We start from the raw sequence: 14,986 nt of genomic DNA on the forward strand, positions 1-14,986 counted from the left end.
AGAGAGGAAACCGGCCTTGACGTAGGCGGCTTCGTCCACGCCTGGTGGAACGCGGTGGGTGATCAGGTCGACGAGGACTGCTTCTTCGCCAGCAGGAGGATTCTTCAGCAGCTCGACCAGGCCTGCGGTTTGTTCGGCGTTAAGCGCGAGGGGCGGCAGGCCTTCTTCGGCGCGCACTTTCAGGTGGTGGTTATAAGCGTCGAGCACTGGCGATCTCCTGTGTGTGGCGAACCGGGAAGTAAAAAGCAGGGGCAGATTTTTGCTAAGTGAGAGTGACCACTGACACGACCAGCAAAAAACAGCCTGCGCCTGCTGAAATCTATTTTGTTGACACATTGGTTGGCTGTGCGCGAAATCTAAAGGACAAAAGGCGAGAACACAATAGGATTGTCGACACATTGATCGGGTCTACCCATTTGCGGGGGCGGGGGAGGCTCTACGTCGGCATGCGTCGAGTAGTGCTGCGGCTGCCGCGCTTACAGGGTGCGAGTCTCGACTTCGTGCTCGTCTTCAAAGGCCATGAACCGCTGCAGATCGAGCACATCCAGTTTTACCCGGGCGATAAAGGCAGAGAACGCCAGGTTGGCGGCGAGCCGCCGCAGGTCGCTGGCCCAGGCCGGAATATAGGTTGGCCCCACCAGCCAACCCGACTCGAACAGCGGCGCCAGGTGCAGGGTATCGCCGAGGGTCAGGCGCCCGGCAAACAAATGCCCGACCAGTTCCGGGCGATTGTCGCGGATCGCCACGCGCAGCAGGGTGTGCACGCCGAGCAGCCCGGTCAGGTACGCGGCATCCTTGGTAAACGCCAACCCCCCTCGCACATCGGCGCCGCGGAAAATCCGCTGCGTAGAGCGAAAGGATTCTTCCTGCGACTGGCCAGCATTGAGAAAACCTTCAAACACCTGGATAAAGTCGGCGCCATCGAGCGCCTGCTGCACCGCAAGCACGCGCAAGGCGAGGCGTCGCAAGCGGTTGATGTCCATGCTGCCGGTGAACAGCTCGGCCAGCGTGGCAATGCCTTCCTGGGTCTGGGTGGTGCGTGGCGCGCCCAGGGCCAGGCACTTGAGGTTGGGCTGGCGCGCACCGTTCTGCGCGGTGGCCACATGCACAAAGGCTTCGTGCTGCAGCAACTGCTGCTTGTCCAGTTCACTGAACAAGGCGCTGGCCCGCAGGCGAATACGGCTGGTCCCGGCAATGGCCTTGGCAGCCAGTTCAGGCTCAAGTTTGATGGTGATCTGGCCTGCACCAAAAAAACGGTCCAGCTCTGGTTGCAGCCAGGCGGCAAACACTTCGGCCGGAATGTCCGCGGGGCTTGGGGGAATGCAGTTGCCACCCAACAGGGCGTCGGTGGTTTTCAGAAAGAAATGGGCGGCGTCGAGCATGCTCAGCTTTTGCCTGGGGTAGTAAAAGTCCGGGCGCCGGTACAGCGCCGACGAATACCGGGTAAACGCCGGGGTACCCATGGCGCCGAGCATGCGCCCGGCGGTGGCATAACTGTGCGCGGTCCTGGCGAGAAACTGTCCGGCCGGATGGCCCTGATCGCAACACGCGACAAAGCTGTCCAGCGCGGCGATGTCGGCGCTGTGCTCGCGTGGGCTGAACTCGACCTTGGGTAATTGCGCCTTGCCGCTGCGCCACTGGGCGAGGAAAGCCTCCTCGACACCCTCGGGCCAGGCCAGCGCATCGAGTACGCGGATCTTGCGGGTCAAACCGGGCAACGCGGCATCGAGTTCAGACAGCGACAGGGCACTCATGGTATTCACCTTGAGAGACGAAGCTCCATCGCATCAGCTTAGCCCTTGCCGGGGCGCTGCGGTGAAGCAGGCCCGGCGCGTGCTGTTGCTAGTCGCTGGGGGCTATCGCCAGCGCACCCGGATCAATGGTTGTGCTTGTTTTTGTGTTTGTGCTTATGTTTGTGGCTGGACTTGTGGTTATCGTGATGGTCATCGTCATCGGCCAGGTTATTGCCGATGGCGCTACCGGCCGCACCGCCCAGGCCCGCACCGATGGCGCCCCCGGTCGTGCCGCCGACGTTACGCCCCACCACCTGACCGCCTACCGCGCCAAGCCCACCACCAATGGCAGCCTCGGTTTTTTTGCCATCTTTCGCGCTCACTGCGCCGCCTGCTGCGCCACCGACGCCGGCGCCGATCGCAGCACCGGTGCTACCGCCAACTGCCTGGCCGACCACACTGCCCAAGGCGCCACCGAGGCCTCCGCCCACTGCGGTATTGGTCGTTTCCCCGGCAAAAACCCCGGGTACTACGGCCAGAGAGAGTGCAAATACAGCGACTATTTTGCGCATTTCGTTTTTCTCAAAAGGGTGTACAGCGTTTGAGTGTGTCAGATGCGTAAAGTGCGGGCAACGCGCTTTCCAGCACGCATAGATACGGGTCAATACTGCGCTGCGAAAGTCCGACCGCCTGTCGCTCTCGCTTTGCCGTTATTTGCAGTTGCCCGCTTTGCGATAACCGGCTGCCTGCGCTTCAGCTTCCGATGCGAAGGACACCTGGTTTTTTGCAGACACCTGCAGATAGCCAGGGCAGCCGCTGGGTAGATGATAGACGTGGCTTTTCTGGTTGCCGATGATCGCTCCGATAGCGGCAGACGCACTTGCCAGAGTGGGTTTGGTGGTGGCTTGTGCGGTGCGCAGCGGGACAGCGCTCACAACACCGTCACCCACAGGCTTGTATCCCGTGGTCCAGCGGCGTTGGCCGCTAACGAACGGGTTGGAGTGGCCCATGATTGCAGCAATACGACGATCGCGCTCTTTCTCCCAGGCCGTTACCGGATGCTGCTTGTCCCATGCCATGAGCAGCTGTTGCTGCTGACGGGACATGCTCAGTTTGTAGCGATCGAACATGTAGAAGGTGGTTCGGGCAACCAGGCCTTTCACCTCGTCACGGGGCTCGGCCGTTTTTTGCTTGAAGTCGACGGTTGTCGTGCACTGACCGTATTGGCGAGCAACCCCGGCGTTCATGCCGTAGCTGAAATTGCTGCGATCGCCGTTCACTTCACCTACAGACGGGTACAAGTTGAACAGATCCGCTTCCATGGCGCGGAACACCGGATCTTCGTCAACGCAGTGTTCGCGCCCACCGTTCTGCCAGCACTGGCGTTGGTGACCGAACGTCCAGGCTGGAACGATGTGTTCCCACTCGGTTCGTTCAGCGCGGGTTTGCTCTTTGCGCGTTTGATAGCCACAGGATGCGGGATCAACGCGGCCACCTGATTTGCCTACCCACTCCCACTTGCAGCCACAGTAGAGCTCACCCATGGGGCTGTTGGCCTGGTCGAGATAAACCTTCTGCTTGGCGATGACCTTGGCTTCAGAAAATGTCGCAGGCGGTGAGGAGTGGGCGGGAGACACTACGCAAAACATCAGGGTGACAACAGACAACAGCTTTTTCATGAATTAAATCATTGGCTTAAGGATCGCGCAGTATAACTGGACTCGCTCATGCGCCTAGGGCAGCTGATAAGAGCGTAAGCCTGAATCCGCGAGTGTGTTCCTTGGGTTGGGTTGGGTTGGGTTGGCTGTGAGCTTATCCATTGGGTGTGGCGCCTCTGCCGGCCCCTTCCGCCCTTACGGCGGCCTACTTTTTTCTTGGAAAAAGTAGGCAAAACCGCTCGCTCCTGCATCCGGCCCTACGCTACGCTCCGGGTCCCTTCACTACGGCACCTTCCGGGGCCACGCGGCCTACGACTTGCTTCGCCAAGTCTACGGCTCGCGCTCTTCGGCTACGCCGAAGGTGCTACGCACCGGCCCCTACAGGCACCTACGCTCAGCCTCCTGAAGTCGCAGTTCGCGGCGCCTGAACTTGCGCGCATGAAGATCAAGATCAAGATCAGGAGCGACAGCGAGCGCGATTAACGTCATTCATACTTGTTGAGTATAGTGGAATATTCAATTGATATTGGACGTAATCAAGGCGCTGTGCAAAGCTCTGCAAAGCTAATAAAAACAACAGTCCACCCCGTCAACCGACGACCGGACGCTTTGCCCTTGGAAGCTTGCAATGACACATGCCGTGATCGAACGCATTGAAACCCTCATTGTCGACCTGCCGACCATTCGCCCGCACAAACTCGCGATGCACACCATGCAGTCGCAAACCCTGGTGATTATCCGGGTGCGTTGCAGCGATGGCGTAGAGGGCATCGGCGAGTCCACCACCATCGGTGGTCTGGCCTATGGCTACGAAAGCCCGGAAAGCATCAAGCAGAACATCGACACCCATCTCGCCCCAGCGTTGATCGGCATGGACGCCGGCAATATCAATGCGGCGATGCTCAAGCTGGACAAGATCGCCAAGGGCAATACCTTCGCCAAATCCGGTCTTGAGACGGCTCTGCTCGATGCCCATGGCAAACGCCTCGGGCTGCCGGTCAGCGAGCTGCTCGGTGGCCGTGTACGCGACAGCCTTGAAGTGGCCTGGACCCTGGCCTCCGGCGATACCGCCCGGGATATCGCCGAAGCCGAGCAAATGCTCGAACTGCGCCGCCATCGCATTTTCAAATTGAAGATCGGTGCCAACCCGGTCGACACCGACCTTGCCCATGTGATCGCGATCAAGAAGGCCCTGGGCAATCGGGCCAGCGTGCGCGTCGACGTCAATCAGTACTGGAATGTTTCCCAAGCCCTGCGCGCTTGCCGCGTGCTGGGCGACAACGGTATCGATCTGATCGAGCAACCGATTTCGCGCAACAACCGGGCAGGGCAGGTGCACCTGAACCAGATCAGCACGGCGCCGCTGATGGCCGATGAATCCATTGAATGCGTCGAGGATGCCCTGAACCTGGTGATCGATGGCGCCGCCAGTGTCTTCGCTTTGAAGATCGCCAAGAATGGCGGGCCGCGCGCGGTATTGCGCACTGCGCAGATTGCCGAGGCCGCAGGCATCGCGCTTTACGGCGGCACGATGCTTGAAGGCAGCGTTGGCACCCTGGCCTCGGCCCACGCCTTTATCACGCTCAATGAGCTGACCTGGGGTACCGAACTGTTCGGGCCGTTGCTGTTGACTGAAGAAATTGTCACCGAGGCACCGGTGTATCGCGACTTCCACCTGCATGTACCCCGTACCCCAGGCCTGGGCCTGACTCTGGACGAAGCGCGGTTGGCGCATTTCGTTCGCCGTTGATAGAGGTAATTTCTATGCTTTTCCACGTGAAAATGACGGTAAAACTCCCCCCGGACATGGCGCCGGACACCGCCGCCAAGCTCAAGGCGGACGAAAAGGAACTGGCGCAGCGCTTACAGCAGCAAGGCACCTGGCGGCACCTGTGGCGCATCGCCGGTCACTATGCCAACTACAGCGTGTTCGATGTGGCCAGTGTCGAAGCACTGCATGACACGCTGATGCAGTTGCCGCTGTTCCCCTACATGGATATCGAGATAGACGGACTGTGTCGTCACCCGTCCTCGATTCATGCCGACGATCGTTGATCCCTTCAATAACAATAAAATCGGGTACTTACCATGACCGTGAAAATCTCCCACACTGCTGACGTCCAGAACTTCTTCAACGAAGTGGCCGGGATTGCCAATGATCAGGGCAATCGCCGTTTCAAACAGATCATCCTGCGCATCATCCAGGACACCGCGCGACTGATTGAGGACCTTGAAATCAGCGAGGACGAGTTCTGGAAAGCCGTGGATTACCTCAATCGCATGGGCACAAACCAGGAGGCCGGTTTGCTGGTGGCGGGCCTGGGCATCGAGCATTTTCTCGATCTGCTGCAAGACGCCAAGGATGCGCAGGCCGGGCTGACCGGCGGCACCCCGCGGACCATTGAAGGGCCGCTGTACGTTGCCGGCGCACCACTGTCCAAAGGCGAGGCGCGGATGGACGATGGCACCGACCCAGGTACCGTCATGTTTCTGCACGGCCGTGTCGTCGATGCGCAAGGCGCGCCGGTTGCCGGTGCCACGGTTGACGTCTGGCATGCCAGCACCCAGGGTACCTATTCTTACTTCGATACCACTCAGTCGCCCTACAACCTGCGCCGTCGCATCCTCACGGATGAGCAGGGCTGCTACCGCGCTCGCAGCATTGTGCCCTGCGGTTACGGCTGCCCACCGAGCGGCACTACGCAAGAAGTGCTCAATCAGCTTGGTCGTCACGGCCAGCGTCCGGCCCACATCCACTTCTTTATCTCTGCGCCGGGCTACCGTCACCTGACCACGCAAATCAACTTCGAGGGCGATCAGTACCTCTGGGACGACTTCGCCTACGCCACCCGTGACGGCCTGGTCGGACGCCTGGATTTCATCGACGATGCGCAAGCCTCGCAGGCGCGCGGCCTGGATGGAAAGCCATTTGCCGAGCTGCAATTCAGTTTTGAACTGCAGGACGCCAAGGACGCCAGCGCCACCGAGCGCAGCCAGCGCCCGCGTGCATTGCAAGAGCGCTGAGAGCCGTCGTAACGACTGGTTATAACGCGCGACAGTCCCGCTTCTGCAAACCCGGCAGGCGCGGGGCTGTTACTCATCGAAAAATTACGAAAAAACCATGATCGTTTTCATTAAAACGATCAGCCCTCGATTGTTCACAAAAAATAAAGTCCAGTAAATCAGCTAATTACGAGATTGTTCTCAATATTGGCTCAGGTTTATTTGCCCAAATGCAGGTCGTCGAAATACGTGAATATTCCATTGACTAGTCACGTAATTGGATGCACATTTGTCCTACGGCACCAAAACAAAAAAAGGTAATCGACCATGCCGAACCATCCAGCTTTTCCAAGCCAGCCTGGCTGCTTTTCGCAAGCACCAGCGCCAGCAGCATCGACCACCGTGCTGCCATCTCGAGGGATTTCTCTCTCGTTTGCCCTTTGCTCATCGCCCTTAAACTGACTGAAGACGGAGTTTCTCTATGAATCCGCTTAGTGTCCTGGATGTTTCGCCTGCGTCTGCGCTTTCCAGTGGTCCTGCCTTTGAAGCGCTGCTTGACGGTGTTCGGGCCCGTGCTCGTCTTGGTGAGTTTGATCGGCAGCGGCACATCTCCCGTGATGTCATCGACGCCTTCAAGGCCCATGGTGTGTACCGCGCACTGGTGCCTCGGCGTTTTGGCGGCAACGAATGCTCGCCGGCCGAGTTTTGCCAGATGATCGAGCGCATCTCCCATGCCGACGGCTCTGCCGGCTGGGTGGCCAGTTTCGGTATGAGCCCGGTGTACCTGGCGGCATTGCCGCTGGAAACCATCGCGCAGGTGTATGCCAACGGCCCGGATGTGGTGTTTGCTGGCGGGATTTTCCCTCCACAGCCTGCGCAGGTGGTGCCGGGCGGGTTCAAGGTCAAGGGACGCTGGAAGTACTCCAGCGGCTCCATGGGCGCAGACATTGTCGGCGTCGGCATCGCCCCGCAGAACGGCGACTCGTTCGACCTGCCGCGAATCGCGGTGATGCCGCAGTCGCAGGCACGCATTGATCCGACCTGGGATACCGTAGGGTTGCTGGGTACCGGCAGCCATGACCTGGTCATCGATGACGTGGTGGTGCCCGAGCAGTGGACGTTTGTCCGCGGCGGGGCGGCCAACCTCGATGAGCCGTTCTTCCGCTACCCGTCGCTGTCCTTTGCCACCCAGGTGCTTTCGGTGGTTGGCCTGGGCGTAGCACGCGCCGCGCTCGACGAACTGGCCGGCATGGCCAGCGGCAGAATCTCGGTAACCGGCGCACCGCCCTTGGCGGACCGTCCGCTGGCCCAGGTCGATATCGCCAAGGCCGAAGCGGCGCTGCGCTCGGCACGGGCGTTCTTTTACGAGTCGATTGAGAAGGCCTGGAGTCACGTGCTGGCCGGTGACCCGGTACCGGCTGAAGCGACCAACCTGCTGCGGCTGTCTTCGACTCACGCCACCCGCGTCGCGGCCGACGTGGCGCGTAGCGCACAAATGCTCTCCGGCATGACCGGTGTTTACAACGAGAGCCCGCTGGCGCGCTGCGTCAATGATGCGCAAGTGGTGACCCAGCACGCTTTCATGGGCGACGTCACTTATCAAAATGCCGGGGCGATCTTTTTCGGCAAACAACCGCTTCCCGGCTACATCTAATTAGCGAGCACTAATCATGAGCGATAAAAAAGCACTGCGCGTGTTGTTCTGCATGGGCATCAATCAGAACTTCTTCGATGCGCCGCGTGAAGAGCAACTTCAAGTCTGGGCCGCCTTCAGCGAGATGTGGAACGGCATCCATGATCTGCCGGGTGTCGAAGTGATCGGCAATATGGATGACGACAAAAGCATGGTCGGTCCTTCCGATGGCTTTCCCTGGACCACGTACCTGCTGGCCGATGTCGCAGATATCGAAACCGTGCATGCGGCGTGCAACCTGTTCCGCACCACGGCAGTGGGCGAGACGCCCTACAAGTTGTGGCGCTACGCCAAAGTCGAAGCGCGTGTCGGTCGCGAACTGATTATTCAGCGTGCTTGATTGACGGCCCCGTAGCCGCGAATAACGCAATACATCATTTACAACAACAAGGTCCCGCTGTTGCGTCTTGCGATTGCAGCAGAAGGTGAAGTGTTGCCGGCTTACAGGCCGGCAAGGAGATACCGTGAGCAATTTGATTCCCGCCGTAAACCTGGCAGTCGACCCTGCCGAGTTGGTGCAGGCCGACCGTGTCCATACCTCGCTGTATACCGATCCTGCGCTGTTCGATGCCGAACTGCAGAAGATCTTCTACAGCACCTGGGTATGGGTCGCCCACGAAAGCGAAGTGCCTGAAGCAGGCAACTACAAGACGACTTTTGTCGGCAAGCAGCCGGTGATCGTGGTACGCGATCGTAAAAAGAACATCAACGTCCTGCTCAACCGTTGCCGTCACCGTGGCGCCACCGTCTGCGAGCACAAGAAGGGCAAAACCAACAGCTTCGTCTGCCCATACCACGGCTGGGGCTACGCCCTGGACGGTTCGTTGCGCGGTATTCCGCACCCGGAAAGTTACGCCGACTGCATCGACAAGGCCGAGCTGCCGCTGGTGAGCCTGCGCGTGGAAAGCTACGCCGGGATGATTTTTGCCACGTTCAAAGACGATATCGAACCGCTTGAGGATTTCCTCGGCGCGGCGAAAAAGTGGATCGACCTGTTCATGAAACAGGGTGCTGGCTACGGCATCAAGGTCCCGGGTGAGCACCGTTTCCGCTTCCCGGGCAACTGGAAGATCCAGCTGGAAAACACCACCGATGCCTACCACTTCCCGCTGGTGCACAAGAGCTTCCTGTCCTCGGTCGACGAGCAGACTCTGGAGCTGTTCGACTTCGTCCAGGGTCCTGGCTATGTCGAAGACCTGGGCAATGGCCACAGCGTCATGGTGATGATTCCCGACCTGGTCGACCTCGAAGCCGATCTCGACAAGCCGATCCCCGAGCGCTTCGAGGCGCTGGCGGCCGAGCTGCGCGACGAAGGCATCGAGGAGCAGCAGGTGCGCCGCATCGTACGCGCTGTGGGTGGCTCGGGCTTCAACCTCAACCTGTTCCCCAACATCGCCTGTTCGATGGCGTTCTTCCGTGTGCTGCAGCCGATCTCGGTCAACGAAACCGAGATCCACCACTCGGTGATCACCATGGATGGCGGCCCGGCCGTGGCCAACCGCTACCGCCTGCGTCTGCACGAACACTTTCAGGGCCCGATGGGCTTCGGTACGCCGGACGACTCCGAAGCCTGGGAACGGGTACAGAAGGGCGCCAACGCCGGTGAAGACCTGTGGATCATGCTCAACCGCGGACTGGCGGGCGAGAAGCCCAGCGAAGACGGTCTGGTATCCGACGTCAGTGCCGAAACCGGCATGCGTGCGGCCTACCAGCAGTGGAAAAAGATGATGTCGGCTTGAGTGTGGAGAACCTTATGAACCTGCAATTGCTGCAAGAAGTCACCGCTTTCATCTGGCAGGAAGGCGACATGCTCGACCATGGCGAATACGACGCCTGGCTCAACCTGTGGACTGAAAAGGGGACCTATATCATCCCGATCAATCCCAAGGAAACCGACTTCGAAAACACCCTGAACTATGCCTATGACGATCACCACATGCGCAAGCTGCGGGTACAACGGCTGATCGGCGGTGAGTCGATCTCCACCAGCCCGCAACCGCGCACGGTGCGTTCGCTCTCGCGTTTTCGCGTGCTGGTCGATGACGGCATGAACCTGACCGTGCGCTGCGCGCAGAACGTGCGCGAGTTTCGCAAGGAAAGCCTCAAGCATTACAGCGCGGACCTGACTTACCAGCTGGTGCGCGCCGAAGGCGGCTTCAAGATCCAGCGCAAGGTGATCAGCCTGATCAACAGCGACGATACCCTCGCCGGTATCGGTTACATCCTCTAAAGGAGCCTATCGATGAGCCAAGTCGCATTGGTTACCGGCGCAGGGCAAGGCCTGGGTCAAACGTTCTGCGCCCGACTGCTGGACGCCGGGTACCGGGTGGTTGTCACCGACCGTAGCCTGGACGCTGCACAAGCATCCGCGCAGTTGCTCGATCCGGCCGGTGAACGCACGCTGGCAGTACAGCTGGATGTGGGGAACAAGGCGGACTTTGAGCAGGCGTTGAACCAGGTGCTGACGCAGTTTGGCGCGCTGCATGTGGTGGTCAACAACGCCGCCGTGACCAAAACGACGCCGCTGATGCAGATCAGCCCTGAAGAGTTCGATGCCGTGGTGGGCCTGAACCTGCGCAGCATTTTCCTCGGCTGCCAGGTGCTCGGTGCCTACCTGGCCGAGGCCGGCTACGGGCGGATCATCAACATGGCCTCGCTGGCCGGGCAGAACGGCGGGACTGCGACGGGCGCTCACTACGCGGCGAGCAAGGGCGCGATCCTGACCCTGACGAAAATCTTCGCCAAAGAGTTCGCCAGCCGTGGGGTGACCGTCAACGCCATCGCGCCAGGGCCGATCGACTCGCCTGCGGTGCATGCCGCGGTACCTGCCGAGAAGCTTGCCGGCTTGCGCGCCAACATACCGGTGCAACGCCTTGGCGATGCGGATTTTCTCGGTGACCTGATCGTCCAGCTGGCGCGCCCCGAAGCCTACTTCACCACCGGGGCGACCTGGGACGTGAACGGCGGCCTGTTCATGCGCTGAGCCGACACCGGGCCACTGCGGTGGCCCTCCTGACTACATGGAGCAATCGCCATGACTGAACAACTTTTGAATGTAGTGGTGCGCAAGCGCCAGCTGCAAGGGGACGGCGTGGTCGTCCTCGATCTGACCCGCACCGACGGCGCGCTGTTGCCAGACTTTGAGGCCGGTGCCCACATCGATATCCATGTCGCCCCAGGCCTGGTGCGCCAGTACTCGTTGTGCAGCAACCCTGCCGACCTCAGCAGCTATCGCCTGGGTGTACTCAAAGACCCGGCCTCGCGGGGCGGCTCTGTGAGCGTGCACGACACCCTGATCGAAGGGTACGAAGTACAGATCAGCGCGCCACGCAACCTGTTTCCATTGGCCGACGATGCGCAGCGCAGCATTCTGCTCGGTGGCGGTATCGGCATCACGCCAATGATCGCCATGGCCTATGCCCTGCATCAGCGTGGCCAGCGTTTCGAGCTGCACTACTGCGGGCGTGCCCGTGACCGCTGTGCATTTCTCGAGGAGTTGCAATGCGCGCCCTTCGCCGAGCATGTTGTCACCCACTTTGATGACGAAGCGCCGGAGCAGAGGCTTGACCTGGTCAAGGTGCTGGGGCGAGGGGAGTCCGGGGTGCACATGTACACCTGCGGCCCTACCGGCTTCATGGATTGGGTGATCAACGGCGCTCGCGAGCTGGGGTATGCCGAAGATCACATCCACAAGGAGTACTTCCAGGTCGAGGTGGATGCCAGCGGTGCCAGCTTCGAAGTGGTCGCGGCGCGCAGTGGCAAGACGGTCGAGGTAGCAGAAGGGCAGTCGATTCTGGATGCCCTGGCCAGTGTCGGCATCAAGATCGAAATCTCCTGCGAGCAGGGCGTGTGCGGTACCTGCCTGTGCGACGTGCTTGAAGGCGAGCCCGATCACCGTGATGTGTACCTGACCGACGAAGAAAAAGCTGGCAATGACCAGATCCTGGTGTGCTGCTCGCGCGCCAAGTCAAAAACGCTCGTGCTGGACATCTGAGGAGAACGAACATGGTTGACCTGACCAGCTTTCGCAATGCCATGGCGCTGCTCGGCGGCGCCGTATCGGTGATCACCACCGATGGCCACGCCGGGCGCTTTGGCTTCACCGCATCGGCGGTGTGCAGCGTTACCGACTCGCCGCCCACACTGCTGGTGTGCATGAACCGCGCCTCACATTCCAACGCCCAGTTTCAAGCCAACGCGGTGGTGTGTGTCAACGTGCTGGCCGGCACCCACCAGGAACAGTCCGGCGCCTTTGCCAACAAGGCGCTGAGCATGGATGAGCGCTTTGCCACCACCAACTGGACCACCCTGGAAAGCGGTGCGCCGGTGATGCTCGACGCGCTGGTGAACTTCGACTGCCGGATTGCCCAGGTGCATGAAGTGGGCTCGCACAGCATTTTCTATTGTGAAGTCCAGGCCATTCGCCATGGCGGCTCGGATGAGGGCCTGGTGTATTTCAACCGTGCCTACCACCGTCTTGGCCAGTCATCCAAGGCCTGCTGATTATTCCTTTGCCCAGGGGGCGGGCGCTAAAAGCTTTCAAGGTTATGGAAAACCGTCTCGAGCGTGCGGTTAAGGCGCTCGACCTGGCTTTCCGTGAGGCCGGCAAAACTGCGTTTGAACAACTCGCTGGTGACGCCCTGCATACGCTCGATCGTGGCCAGCCCCAGCGGCGTGATGAACACCTGGGTGACGCGGCCGTCTTCAGTGCTTTGCGCGGTATCGATCAGGCCGTCTTCCTTCATGCGGTAAACGATTTTGGTGATGGTCGACAGTTTGGCAATGGCGTGGGTCGAGATCTCGGAAATGCTCGACTGGCCGTTCTGGTTGAGGATCCACAGAACGCGCCAGCGGGCAACATCGAGGTCAACCTTTTTAAGCAGTCGCTCCATGTTCTGGGTGTACTGACCGTGCACGCGCGCCAGCCAGTAAAAAGGAAAATCTTCTTTGCGGAAATCTTCGCTGGAGGGGTCGTAACGGCTGTGGCGCTTCTTCGTTGGGCTCATGACGGACTGGCTGAAGTAAGTGATGCCCAATCATAGACTTTTCCCGTAATAAGGACACCCCGAAGTTGGCTGCGACCAAAGCGCGCAGATCGCTACGGCTTGAGGTTGCGGGCATTACGGGTTCTAAATAGACAAAATAAAACGTGAATATTCAGTTGACTATTCACGTATAAAAATCAATTTCAAGCGGCGTTGGCGCGCGTTGCGCCCGCTACCAAGCGAGGTTATGGCGATGGCAATCGTGGTTGAGGCGTTGAACATGGGTGGCACTGGCCCGAGCGTGATGGTTAAGGACACCATCGACATTGCCGGCTCGCCTACGCGCGCATCGAGCCGCGCACTTGAACAGGCCGAACCTGCCCGCCAGCATGCCGAGGTGGTGCAGCGGCTGCTCGACAGCGGTTGCCGCATCACCGGCAAAACCAGCCTGCATGAGCTGGCGTTTGGTACCACCGGGATCAATCACTACACCGGAACGGCGGTCAATCCGCGCTTCCCGGCACTGATTCCGGGTGGTTCCTCCAGCGGCTCTGCCGCTGCGGTGGCGGCGGGGCTGGCAGATTTCAGCCTGGGCACCGACACCGGTGGTTCGGTGCGAGTGCCGGCCTGCTGCTGCGGGATTTTCGGCTTCAAGCCAAGCTTCGGGCGGGTCAGCCGTCAGGGCGTGATGCCGGCCTTCACAACCCTGGATTGCGTCGGTCCGTTTGCGGCCTCGTTGCCCATGCTGATCAAGGCCATGGCGATCATCGATCCGGCATTCAGCCCGGCCAACCCCCCCGCCAGTGTGAAAATCGGCGTACTCGGGGTGCCGGCCAGTGCGGCAGTGAACGCTGTGGTGCAGGCTGCGTTGAATGCCAGCGGTCAGGTGCTTGAGCCTGTCGAGTGTGAAGACTTCGAAGCCGCCTATAGCGCCGGTATGGTCATCATCAACCGTGAAACCCATGCCGCCTGCGCGCATTTGCTCGCCACCGGCAAGGTCGGCGCTGACATCGCCGGGCGTCTGCAGGCAGCCGGCACAATGACTGATGCCGCCGTGGCCGAAGCCGAGCGCGTGCGCGAACGCTTCAGCGCGCAAGTCGATGCGGCGCTGGAGCGCTACGACATTCTGGCGCTGCCGACCATGCCCGATTTCCCCCTGCGGGTTGAAGACGCCGCCGATACCCGTGCGGTATTGGGGATGACCTCGCTGGTGCGGCCATTCAACCTTTCCGGGCATCCGGCCGTCACCTTGCCATTGTCGAGTGCCGAAGGGTTGCCGGTCGGCTTGCAGCTGGTCGGTGCCAAAGGTGCCGATGCAGCGCTGCTGGCGGCGGCCACGCTGTTGTTGCAGCGAATCCACGAACAACCGCACAGCACTGAGGCGCAGTCATGAGCGATGTTCTGGAGCTGGAAAAGCGTCTGCGCTATTTCGAAGCACAACAGGCCGTGCGGGCCTGCATGAACCACTACATGGTGCTCTGTGATGCCCTGAATGCCGACACGCCGCTGGACGAGCTGGCGGGCCTGTTCACCCGTGAGGCGGTATGGGAGGGCAAGGGCGCCAAATACGCGAAAAGCTTTGGCGGCTACCGCGGACGTGAAGCGATCCGCGCCATGTTCGCCACCTACATGAAGCCACCGGCGCACTTCGCACTAAACGTGCACTTTCTCACCAGCGAGTTGATCGAGGTGGCCGGTGACGAGGCATCCGGCAGTTGGGTCATGCTGCAAACCAGCACATTCAGCAGCCAGACCTCGCACCTCAATGCCGCGCGGCTGACGGTTCGCTTTGCCCTGGAAGAGGGCCACTGGCGGATGTCGCACTTCCAGACCGAAAACCTGTTTGGTCGCCCGGTCAGCGCCTGGAACAGCGAAGCACATTTGCCCGTGCCAGACGCCACTGAACAATAACAA

The 14,986-nt window shown here is 60.3% G+C and carries 17 protein-coding genes; 12 read left to right on the top strand and 5 right to left on the bottom strand.

Features of this window, described 5'->3' with window-relative positions; genetic code table 11:
• From NPS47_RS08990 to NPS47_RS09005, 4 genes are all read right to left on the bottom strand, one after another.
• The coding region (locus NPS47_RS08990) for a hypothetical protein (RefSeq protein WP_274294638.1) at window positions 1-207 on the bottom strand (207 nt) is incomplete at its 3' end.
• Window positions 208-476: 269 nt separating this feature from the next.
• Window positions 477-1,754: a flavohemoglobin expression-modulating QEGLA motif protein gene (locus NPS47_RS08995; protein ID WP_274294639.1), complete on the bottom strand. Its 1,278-nt coding sequence runs from the start codon at window positions 1,752-1,754 to the stop codon at window positions 477-479.
• Between the two features lie 122 nt (window positions 1,755-1,876).
• Entirely contained in the window at window positions 1,877-2,305 is a 429-nt protein-coding gene (locus NPS47_RS09000; RefSeq protein ID WP_274294640.1) for a glycine zipper domain-containing protein, read from the bottom strand.
• 138 nt (window positions 2,306-2,443) lie between these two features.
• On the bottom strand, window positions 2,444-3,412 hold the full coding sequence (locus NPS47_RS09005; protein WP_274294641.1) for an endonuclease: 969 nt from the start codon (window positions 3,410-3,412) through the stop codon (window positions 2,444-2,446).
• 607 nt (window positions 3,413-4,019) lie between these two features.
• Between NPS47_RS09005 and NPS47_RS09010 the strand changes: the two genes are divergently transcribed.
• From NPS47_RS09010 to NPS47_RS09055, 10 genes are all read left to right on the top strand, one after another.
• Window positions 4,020-5,141: a muconate cycloisomerase family protein gene (locus NPS47_RS09010; RefSeq protein WP_274294642.1), complete on the top strand. Its 1,122-nt coding sequence runs from the start codon at window positions 4,020-4,022 to the stop codon at window positions 5,139-5,141.
• Between the two features lie 14 nt (window positions 5,142-5,155).
• Complete coding sequence (gene catC / locus NPS47_RS09015; protein WP_274294643.1) at window positions 5,156-5,446, top strand: muconolactone Delta-isomerase; 291 nt, start codon at window positions 5,156-5,158, stop codon at window positions 5,444-5,446.
• A gap of 33 nt (window positions 5,447-5,479) precedes the next feature.
• Complete coding sequence (gene catA, locus NPS47_RS09020; RefSeq protein WP_274294644.1) at window positions 5,480-6,415, top strand: catechol 1,2-dioxygenase; 936 nt, start codon at window positions 5,480-5,482, stop codon at window positions 6,413-6,415.
• A 460-nt stretch (window positions 6,416-6,875) separates the two neighbouring features.
• A complete protein-coding gene (iacA, locus tag NPS47_RS09025) occupies window positions 6,876-8,048 on the top strand; it encodes an indole-3-acetate monooxygenase (RefSeq protein WP_274294645.1) in 1,173 nt (390 codons plus the stop codon).
• Between the two features lie 16 nt (window positions 8,049-8,064).
• Window positions 8,065-8,427 carry an IacB protein gene (locus NPS47_RS09030; protein ID WP_274294646.1) on the top strand — a complete coding sequence of 121 codons (363 nt, stop codon included), beginning with the start codon at window positions 8,065-8,067 and terminating at the stop codon, window positions 8,425-8,427.
• Window positions 8,428-8,551: 124 nt separating this feature from the next.
• Complete coding sequence (locus NPS47_RS09035) at window positions 8,552-9,826, top strand: aromatic ring-hydroxylating oxygenase subunit alpha (RefSeq protein ID WP_274294647.1); 1,275 nt, start codon at window positions 8,552-8,554, stop codon at window positions 9,824-9,826.
• Between the two features lie 14 nt (window positions 9,827-9,840).
• Window positions 9,841-10,317 (top strand): aromatic-ring-hydroxylating dioxygenase subunit beta, encoded by a 477-nt coding sequence (locus NPS47_RS09040; RefSeq protein WP_274294648.1) that lies wholly within the window; start codon window positions 9,841-9,843, stop codon window positions 10,315-10,317.
• Window positions 10,318-10,329: 12 nt separating this feature from the next.
• Window positions 10,330-11,070, top strand: coding sequence for an SDR family NAD(P)-dependent oxidoreductase (locus tag NPS47_RS09045; protein WP_274294649.1), 741 nt, complete (start codon window positions 10,330-10,332; stop codon window positions 11,068-11,070).
• Between the two features lie 51 nt (window positions 11,071-11,121).
• On the top strand, window positions 11,122-12,081 hold the full coding sequence (locus tag NPS47_RS09050; RefSeq protein WP_274294650.1) for a PDR/VanB family oxidoreductase: 960 nt from the start codon (window positions 11,122-11,124) through the stop codon (window positions 12,079-12,081).
• An 11-nt stretch (window positions 12,082-12,092) separates the two neighbouring features.
• Window positions 12,093-12,590 carry a flavin reductase gene (locus NPS47_RS09055; RefSeq protein ID WP_274294651.1) on the top strand — a complete coding sequence of 166 codons (498 nt, stop codon included), beginning with the start codon at window positions 12,093-12,095 and terminating at the stop codon, window positions 12,588-12,590.
• A gap of 26 nt (window positions 12,591-12,616) precedes the next feature.
• On the opposite strand, the gene NPS47_RS09060 is transcribed toward NPS47_RS09055, so the two are convergent.
• Complete coding sequence (locus NPS47_RS09060) at window positions 12,617-13,093, bottom strand: MarR family winged helix-turn-helix transcriptional regulator (protein WP_157192600.1); 477 nt, start codon at window positions 13,091-13,093, stop codon at window positions 12,617-12,619.
• A gap of 232 nt (window positions 13,094-13,325) precedes the next feature.
• On the opposite strand from NPS47_RS09060, the gene NPS47_RS09065 reads away from it, so the two are divergent.
• Together NPS47_RS09065 and NPS47_RS09070 are read left to right on the top strand one after the other, a co-directional pair.
• Complete coding sequence (locus NPS47_RS09065) at window positions 13,326-14,465, top strand: amidase (protein WP_274294652.1); 1,140 nt, start codon at window positions 13,326-13,328, stop codon at window positions 14,463-14,465.
• Window positions 14,462-14,983 carry a nuclear transport factor 2 family protein gene (locus tag NPS47_RS09070; RefSeq protein WP_274294653.1) on the top strand — a complete coding sequence of 174 codons (522 nt, stop codon included), beginning with the start codon at window positions 14,462-14,464 and terminating at the stop codon, window positions 14,981-14,983. Before NPS47_RS09065 ends, NPS47_RS09070 begins: the two co-directional genes overlap by 4 nt.
• Window positions 14,984-14,986 lie beyond the last annotated feature (3 nt).

Source organism: Pseudomonas putida (assembly GCF_028682475.1).
In the GTDB taxonomy this organism is placed as follows: domain Bacteria; phylum Pseudomonadota; class Gammaproteobacteria; order Pseudomonadales; family Pseudomonadaceae; genus Aquipseudomonas; species Aquipseudomonas putida_AG.

Excerpts from the sequence above, each read along its gene's own strand:
- NPS47_RS09045 (WP_274294649.1), top strand. The coding sequence starts at position 10,330 with ATGAGCCAAGTCGCATTGGTTACCGGCGCAGGGCAAGGCCTGGGTCAA.
- catC (WP_274294643.1), top strand. The coding sequence starts at position 5,156 with ATGCTTTTCCACGTGAAAATGACGGTAAAACTCCCCCCGGACATGGCG.
- catA (WP_274294644.1), top strand. The coding sequence starts at position 5,480 with ATGACCGTGAAAATCTCCCACACTGCTGACGTCCAGAACTTCTTCAAC.
- NPS47_RS09030 (WP_274294646.1), top strand. The coding sequence starts at position 8,065 with ATGAGCGATAAAAAAGCACTGCGCGTGTTGTTCTGCATGGGCATCAAT.
- NPS47_RS09070 (WP_274294653.1), top strand. The coding sequence starts at position 14,462 with ATGAGCGATGTTCTGGAGCTGGAAAAGCGTCTGCGCTATTTCGAAGCA.
- NPS47_RS09065 (WP_274294652.1), top strand. The coding sequence starts at position 13,326 with ATGGCAATCGTGGTTGAGGCGTTGAACATGGGTGGCACTGGCCCGAGC.
- NPS47_RS09050 (WP_274294650.1), top strand. The coding sequence starts at position 11,122 with ATGACTGAACAACTTTTGAATGTAGTGGTGCGCAAGCGCCAGCTGCAA.
- NPS47_RS09010 (WP_274294642.1), top strand. The coding sequence starts at position 4,020 with ATGACACATGCCGTGATCGAACGCATTGAAACCCTCATTGTCGACCTG.
- iacA (WP_274294645.1), top strand. The coding sequence starts at position 6,876 with ATGAATCCGCTTAGTGTCCTGGATGTTTCGCCTGCGTCTGCGCTTTCC.
- NPS47_RS09005 (WP_274294641.1), bottom strand. The coding sequence starts at position 3,412 with ATGAAAAAGCTGTTGTCTGTTGTCACCCTGATGTTTTGCGTAGTGTCT.
- NPS47_RS09060 (WP_157192600.1), bottom strand. The coding sequence starts at position 13,093 with ATGAGCCCAACGAAGAAGCGCCACAGCCGTTACGACCCCTCCAGCGAA.
- NPS47_RS09040 (WP_274294648.1), top strand. The coding sequence starts at position 9,841 with ATGAACCTGCAATTGCTGCAAGAAGTCACCGCTTTCATCTGGCAGGAA.
- NPS47_RS08995 (WP_274294639.1), bottom strand. The coding sequence starts at position 1,754 with ATGAGTGCCCTGTCGCTGTCTGAACTCGATGCCGCGTTGCCCGGTTTG.
- NPS47_RS09000 (WP_274294640.1), bottom strand. The coding sequence starts at position 2,305 with ATGCGCAAAATAGTCGCTGTATTTGCACTCTCTCTGGCCGTAGTACCC.
- NPS47_RS09055 (WP_274294651.1), top strand. The coding sequence starts at position 12,093 with ATGGTTGACCTGACCAGCTTTCGCAATGCCATGGCGCTGCTCGGCGGC.